The sequence below is a fragment of the Actinocorallia lasiicapitis genome (assembly GCF_054778695.1).
This window is the reverse complement of the sequence record NZ_BAAGZI010000324.1, coordinates 1-6,781: the sequence shown is the minus strand read 5'-3', so window position 1 is coordinate 6,781 and position 6,781 is coordinate 1. Positions and strand designations below refer to the sequence as shown.

At 69.3% G+C, this 6,781-nt stretch carries 7 protein-coding genes; 5 read left to right on the top strand and 2 right to left on the bottom strand.

The features are described from left to right. On the bottom strand, positions 1 to 1,400 hold a 1,400-nt coding region (gene mycP, locus ACYVE7_RS26300; RefSeq protein WP_460368187.1), incomplete at its 3' end, for a type VII secretion-associated serine protease mycosin. A gap of 92 nt (positions 1,401 to 1,492) precedes the next feature. Next, complete coding sequence (locus ACYVE7_RS26295) at positions 1,493 to 2,008, bottom strand: MarR family winged helix-turn-helix transcriptional regulator (protein WP_460368186.1); 516 nt, start codon at positions 2,006 to 2,008, stop codon at positions 1,493 to 1,495. A gap of 113 nt (positions 2,009 to 2,121) precedes the next feature. Between ACYVE7_RS26295 and ACYVE7_RS26290 the strand changes: the two genes are divergently transcribed. The 5 genes from ACYVE7_RS26290 to ACYVE7_RS26270 all read left to right on the top strand — a co-directional run. After that, positions 2,122 to 3,651: an MDR family MFS transporter gene (locus tag ACYVE7_RS26290; RefSeq protein WP_460368185.1), complete on the top strand. Its 1,530-nt coding sequence runs from the start codon at positions 2,122 to 2,124 to the stop codon at positions 3,649 to 3,651. Positions 3,652 to 3,879: 228 nt separating this feature from the next. Then, on the top strand, positions 3,880 to 4,206 hold the full coding sequence (locus ACYVE7_RS26285; protein WP_460368183.1) for a DUF3263 domain-containing protein: 327 nt from the start codon (positions 3,880 to 3,882) through the stop codon (positions 4,204 to 4,206). Between the two features lie 31 nt (positions 4,207 to 4,237). Continuing rightward, positions 4,238 to 5,050, top strand: a complete 813-nt coding sequence (gene otsB / locus ACYVE7_RS26280) for a trehalose-phosphatase (RefSeq protein ID WP_460368181.1) — start codon at positions 4,238 to 4,240, stop codon at positions 5,048 to 5,050. 61 nt (positions 5,051 to 5,111) lie between these two features. Continuing rightward, positions 5,112 to 5,825 carry a hypothetical protein gene (locus tag ACYVE7_RS26275; RefSeq protein WP_460368179.1) on the top strand — a complete coding sequence of 238 codons (714 nt, stop codon included), beginning with the start codon at positions 5,112 to 5,114 and terminating at the stop codon, positions 5,823 to 5,825. Between the two features lie 60 nt (positions 5,826 to 5,885). Next, on the top strand, positions 5,886 to 6,781 hold an 896-nt coding region (locus ACYVE7_RS26270; RefSeq protein ID WP_460368178.1), incomplete at its 3' end, for a serine/threonine-protein kinase.

Here is a 6,781-nt window from a genome sequence, read left to right as displayed (position 1 = left end):
CTCCCAGCGCGAGCCGCGCCCGGCTCCGCGACCGCGCCCCTGGTACGAGCCGCACCGGGCCCCGGCTCCGCGCCCCTGGTACGAGCTGTGCTCGGCTCTGCCTCCGCACCTCTGGACCGAGCCGCACCGGCCTCCAGGCCCGCACCTCTGGTCCGGGCCGCGCCCAGGTCCTGCGCCGTCTCCAGGCTCGGCTGCTGAGGCACCGGAACCGGCTCCGGCTCGAGGTCAGGCTCCGGCCCGACCTCCCCGGGGCGGCGTGCTCGCTTGCGATAAGCCAGGAACAGCCCGGCTGAGATCAGGACGGACCCGCCGACGAGGATCGCCAGGATCAGGGTGTTGGAGCCTTCCTCGGCCGGCTCGGGATGCCCCGTGGGCGTCGTGGAGACGGAAGGGGTGGGGGCGGGCGGCGGGAGTGCGGGCCCCGCCTTGGCCAGCTTGTTGGCCGCCTTCAAAGCCGCGAGCGCATCGACCACCCCGGCGCCGACCTGCGTCTTCTCCGTGGCGGACGCCTTGCGCACCACGCCCTTCTCCAGGGCCTGGCGCACCTGTGCGGCCGTCAGATCCGGATACCGCGACTTGATCAGTGCCGCGATCCCCGACACGAACGCCGAAGCCGGGCTGGTCCCGCTCTCGTTGAAGTACTCGACGCCCGGCGCCGTCGTCACCACGTCGACCCCGGGCCCCGCCACCGACACGTAGTCGTGGCGGTTCGACCCCGGCCACGGCTTGAACGTCTGGTCGGCGGCCCCCACCGCGATCACTCCGCGGTAGGCGGCGGGGAAGTTCCGCCGGTTCTGCCCGTCGCCGTCGTTGCCCATCGAGGCGATCACCACGACGTTCTTGCTGAGCGCGTAGTCGATCGCCTCCTGCTCGGACGCGCTCCCGTCGTAGTAGGTCTTACCGCCGCCCAACGACATGTTGACGACCTTCGCGCCGTGGTCGACCGCGTACCGGATGCCCTTGGTGAGGGCGTCCTTGCTGAGGTCGCGGAACTTCTCCTTGGCGGGGTCGTTGTTCTCCCACGTCACCTTGATCGACAGGATTTTCGCGCCGGGGGCGACGCCCAGCACGCCGGCGTCACGTCCGGGGCCGTGGCCGCGCCCGGCGATGATCCCGGCCATCGCGGTGCCGTGTTTGGCCCAGAAGCCGCTGCCGCGGGGCGTGCTGTTGCCGGTGTAGTCGGGGCCGGTGATGACACGGCCTTCGAGGTCGGGCTGGCGCGGGTCGACGCCGGTGTCGAGCACCGCGACGATCACTCCGTTGCCTTTGCTGTAGTCCCACGCCTTGGTGACGCCGAGTGCTTTCAGGGTCCACTGCATGTCACGGATCTGGTCGGCGTGGGCGGCCTGCGGCGCGAGCACCAGCGGGACGGTCAGCGCGATGATCGCCGGTACGCGCATTCGTCCTCCTCGGCAGACGGCCAGACCGCTGGACATTCTGCCACGAAGGTATCGACGATCTGTGAACAAGGGCGCTCAGGGCATAGGGCTGATCACTGGGCGTTCTCGGCGTCCTCAAAGATCTCGCTGATTCTGGACGGGTCCATCGGATCGTTGGCCATGGCTTCGGTGAACCGGGTGAGCAGCCGCGCGAACTCGGTGCGTTCTGCGGCGGGCCAGTCGGTCATCAGTGCTTCGAGGTAGGCGTGCCGGTGCCGGTCGGCTGATTCCATGACGCGTTTGCCGGCGTCGGTGAGCTGGAGGTTGGCGCGGCGCGCGTCGGCGGCGGACGGCCGTCGCGACACGTATCCGGCGTCGATGGCGTGGCCGACCAGCCGTGACGCCGTCGACGGGTCGATCTCGAGCCGTTCCGCGACGGCCCCGACGGTGACCTCGCCGCCGCCTTCGCCCAGCCGGGTGACGGCCGAGACGACCATCAGGTTGGAGAGCTGGAGCGGCCGTGATCCGGCGGTCTGCTCGCGGACCTTGCGCATCAGGTCGGGTCGCGCCCAGACCCGGCGCAGATGAAACAGGGCGAGCCCGATCTGCTCCAGCACGGGGTCGGTCATGGCGCGGCCCTTCCGCTACAGGTTGATGCCTGCACAGTACAGATGTACCGTGCATACGACTCTTGTATGCACGGTACACGCGTCAAGGGTGCAGCACCAGAAGAAGGAGCCTCGTGGAATCCCCCCAGCCGAGCAAGCGCCAGACCATGGTCATCATCTCCGGGCTGATGCTCGGAATGCTGCTCGCCGCCCTCGACCAGATGATCGTCGCGACGGCCCTGCCGACGATCGTCCGCGATCTCGACGGCCTGGAGCACATCTCCTGGGTCGTCACCGCCTACCTGCTGGCCTCGACGGTCGCGATGCCGCTCTACGGCAAGCTCGGCGACCAGTTCGGCCGCAAGCCGGTGTTCGTCTTCGTCATCGTGGTGTTCCTGGTCGGTTCGGTGCTGTGCGGGCTGTCCCAGTCGATGACCCAGCTGATCGTCTTCCGGGCGATCCAGGGGCTGGGCGGCGGCGGGCTGATGCTCAGCGCGATGTCGATCGTCGCGGAGGTCGTCCCGCTCCGCGACCGGGGCCGCTACCAGGGCCTGTTCGGCGCGATGTTCGGGCTGGCCTCGATCGCGGGGCCGCTGGTCGGCGGGTTCTTCACCGACCATCTGACGTGGCGCTGGATCTTCTACATCAATCTGCCGATCGGCGCGGCCGCGCTGCTCGTCGCGGTGTTCGGGCTGCACCTGCACAAGCCCGGCGGCAAGCCGAAGATCGACTACCTGGGCGCGATCACCATCGCCGCGGCCGTCACCTGCGTGACCCTGTTCACGAGCTGGGGCGGGACGGAGTACGCCTGGAGCTCGCCGACCATCATCGGGCTCGCGTTCGCCGGTTTCGCCCTGTTCGGGGTGTTCGCCTATGTCGAGACGAAGGCCGCCGAACCGATCATCCCGCTCGGGCTGTTCCGCTCCCGCACCTTCTCCACCTCGAGCGTCGTCAGCTTCTTCACGGGCTTCGCGATGTTCGGCTGCATGTCGTTCATCCCGCTGTTCCTGCAGATCGTTTCGGGTGCCTCGGCCACCAACTCGGGTCTGCTGACGCTGCCGCTGATGGTCGGGGTGCTGTTCACCTCGATCCTGTCCGGGCGGATCATCTCCAGGACGGGCCACTACAAGATCTTCCCGATCGTCGGCACGTTCCTGGCCGGCGTCGGGATGCTGCTGCTGTCGCTGATGGACGCGGACACCTCGCGCGGCCTGTCCAGCCTCTACATGGTGGTGCTCGGCGCGGGTCTCGGCATGGTCATGCAGACGGTCGTCCTGGCCGTCCAGAACACCGTCGAGATGAAGGACCTGGGCGCGGGCACCTCCACCGTGACCTTCGCCCGCCAGGTCGGCGCCTCGTTCGGTGTCGCGGTCTTCGGGGCGATCTTCAACAACCGGCTGGCGGCCGAGCTGAAGGAGCTCGTCCCGGCGGGGGCGAGCCTGCCGTCGACGTCGTCGATCTCCCGCGAGGTGATCGACACCCTGCCGGGCCCGGTCCGCGACGGGGTGCTGACGGCGTTCTCCACCTCGCTCACGGACGTGTTCCGCTACGGGGTTCCGTTCATGGCCGTCGCTTTCGTGTGCGCATTCCTGCTCCGTGAGGAGCCGCTGCGCGATGAGCCGAGCCCGCAGGCCAGGGAAGAACTGGCCAAATCCGTCCACTAGGGGATAGGCGCAGGTCAGCCCGCTGATTCAGGGGCTGATGAGCTAGGTGTTAAAGCGGGGGCGAAAGGGGCGAAGGTTCCCGCAGAGGAGTGTGAAAAGGGGCGTAACCGGCGTTCTGATAACCGTGTAGAGGGACGACCAGAACGCCGGGCGGCTGTCACACCGGCCCGCTAGAGTTAGCGCGCCGAACCCGGACGACCGGGATCAGAAACCACCGAAAGGGACCTGATGACTGCGGCCAACGCCCCGGATCCGTCTCAGGTCGCCGACGGCGACCAAGACGACCTGAGAGCCTTCCCCGGCGATCTGCTGAGCGACCGCGACCGCAAGATCCTCGCCTTCGAGAGACAGTGGTGGAAGCACGCCGGCGCCAAGGAGCAGGCGATCCGCGAGACCTTCGACATGTCCGCCACCCGCTACTACCAGTTGCTCAACATCGTGATCGACCGGCCGGAGGCCCTCGCGCACGACCCGATGCTGATCAAGCGCCTGCAGAAGCTGCGGGCACAGCGGGCCCGCCAGCGCGCGGCCCGGCGCTACGGCTTCACCCCCTGACGTCCACCCCCATCTGGTATCAGTGGGGAGCGTGACTACTCCCGAAGTGCTGACCCCCATCGTCGACCACTCCGGCGAAGCCGTCATCGCCCTCGATTTCGACGGCACTCTCGCGCCGATCGTCGCGGACCCGGCAGCGGCCCGCGCCCATCCACTGGCCGCCCCGGTGCTGCGGCGGCTCGCCCCCCTCGTGCGCTCACTGGTGATCATCACGGGCCGTCCGGCTCTGACGGCCGTCGACTACGGCGGCTTCGCGGAGATCCCGAACCTGACCGTTCTCGGCCAGTACGGGCTCGAACGCTGGTCGGACGGCTCGTACACCACCCCCGAGGAGCATCCGGGCGTCGCGGAGGCGCGGCGGAAACTGCCGCTGATCCTGGCCCGCCAGCCCGCGGGGGTCCTCGTCGAGGACAAGGGTCACGCGCTGGCCGTCCACACTCGGCAGGCCGCCGAGCCGCAGGTCGTCCTGGACAGGCTCCGGTCGATCGTCGACGCCCTCGCCGAACGCACCGGCCTGCACGTGGAGCCGGGCAAGTTCGTGCTGGAGCTGCGCCCGCCCGGCATCGACAAGGGGTCCGCGCTCACCGCGTACGCCGCCGAGGTGAAGGCGGGCGCGCTGCTCGTCGCCGGTGACGATCTGGGCGATCTCGCCGCGTTCGCGGCCGCCGACTCCCTGGGCCTCCCGTCGCTCAAGGTCTGCTCGGGTTCGGCGGAGTCGTCGGCGCTGGCCGAGGAGGCCGACGTCGTCGTAGACGGCCCTGAGGGCGTGGTCGCGCTGCTCGCCCGGCTCGCCGACCTCATTGAGGGGTTTCGGCATCGGGAGTCACTTACTACTCTTCCGTGACTGAGCACGGAGGTAAGCGATGGGCCACGGAGATAGCGGACGATCAGGCGGTTTCCGCCCGATGAGGTCGGGTGGCTTCCGGTTCGAGGGGCCGCGCGGTGAGCGTCAGCCGCCGTCGCGGCGCAGCCACGAGCGGATGATGGCGCGCGCGGAACGGCGCAGGCGCAACAGCCGGCGGATGATGACGATCGCGTTCGGCGCCGTCCCGCTGCTCATCGCGGTCATCGCGGCCCTGATCTTCTGGCCGGACGCCGAGAGCCCCGCGCCGCAGCCCCCGCCCGGTAAGACGGCAAAACCCACCAAGCTCGCCCGGGTGGCCGCGATGGACACCGGTGTGCCGCTGGAGGCGACCTCCACGGACGGCTTCGAGTTCAGCTTCGCCGGGGTGCGGGCGGGCGTGACGGGCACCGTCCCCTACGCCGACTACGTCATCGCCAACACCGGCTCTGACGAGGCGCTTTTCGAGACTCCGGTCGATCTGTTCGTGCGTTCGGGCGCGGTGCCCAAGGGCGTCCAGTGCAATCTGACGACCGGGGTGGAGGGCGCGTGCAGCCCGCGCAACAAGGCGAAGCTGATCGGTCCGGTGGGGGATTCCCCGCAACTGCGCAAGGAGGGCGAGGACTGGTACATGCCGCCGGGTTCGTCCTATCTCGTCCGGGTCACGGTGGCGGCGGAGATGAAGCAGGGCGTCACCCCGGACGACGTGTCGCTGTGGCTGTGGGCGAGCCGGTTCTATCGGGATCGAACGGGGCACAGCGTGCCTATTCCGAAATAAATTCATAAATTGGTACCTGAGTGGTGACTGGGTCTAAGGTTTCCGCCACACTCTCCGATCATGCGACAGACCACACGGGGGACCCTCATGCCCGAGGCCGAAGCGCTGAGACCGGGTGATCCCAGTCAGATCGGGCCGTTCCGGCTGACGGGGCGACTCGGTGAAGGCGGCCAGGGCGTCGTGTTCATGGCCCTGTCCGAGACCGGGGAACGCGTCGCCGTCAAACTGCTGCACACCCGCTTCACCGGCAACCCGCGGGCCAGGGGCGCCTTCGCCTACGAGCTGGCCGCCGCGCAGAAGGTCGACCCGTTCTGCACCGCGCGGATCCTCGCCGCCGACGTCGAAGGCGACATCCCCTACATCGCCTCCGAGTACATCGAGGGCCACTCGCTCAAGCGGACCGTCGAGCAGTGGGGGCCGCGCGCCGGATCCCAGCTCAACCGGCTCGCCATCGGCACCGCGACGGCCCTCGTCGCGATCCACAAGGCGGGGGTCGTGCACCGCGACTTCAAGCCGTCGAACGTGCTGCTCGGCCCGGACGGCCCGCGCGTCATCGACTTCGGCGTCGCCCGCGCCCTCGACCTGACCACCACCAGCATCTCCAGCGGCGGACCCGTCGGCACCCCCGCCTACATGGCGCCGGAGCAGTTCGCGCACGCGCCCGTCAACACGGCCGTCGACGTCTTCGCCTGGGCGTCGACCCTCGTCTACGCCTCCTGCGGCCAGCCGCCGTTCGGCAACGACTCGATCTCCGTGGTGATCAACCGGATCCTCAACGCCGAACCCGACCTCGGCGCGCTGACCGGCGGGCTCCGCGAGCTCGCCTTCGCCTGCCTGCAGAAGAACCCGCAGGCCAGGCCCAGCGCCGACCAGCTCCTGCTCGACCTGATCGGCTCGGGCGTCGCCGCCGACGGCTCCCCGCCCAGGCCCGTCGGACGCGCCGTCCTGCCGCCCCG

What these genes read in the sequence shown, in the direction of transcription:
- ACYVE7_RS26295 (WP_460368186.1), bottom strand. Translation starts at nt 2,008, where the DNA reads ATGACCGACCCCGTGCTGGAGCAGATCGGGCTCGCCCTGTTTCATCTG.
- ACYVE7_RS26285 (WP_460368183.1), top strand. Translation starts at nt 3,880, where the DNA reads ATGACTGCGGCCAACGCCCCGGATCCGTCTCAGGTCGCCGACGGCGAC.
- ACYVE7_RS26275 (WP_460368179.1), top strand. Translation starts at nt 5,112, where the DNA reads ATGAGGTCGGGTGGCTTCCGGTTCGAGGGGCCGCGCGGTGAGCGTCAG.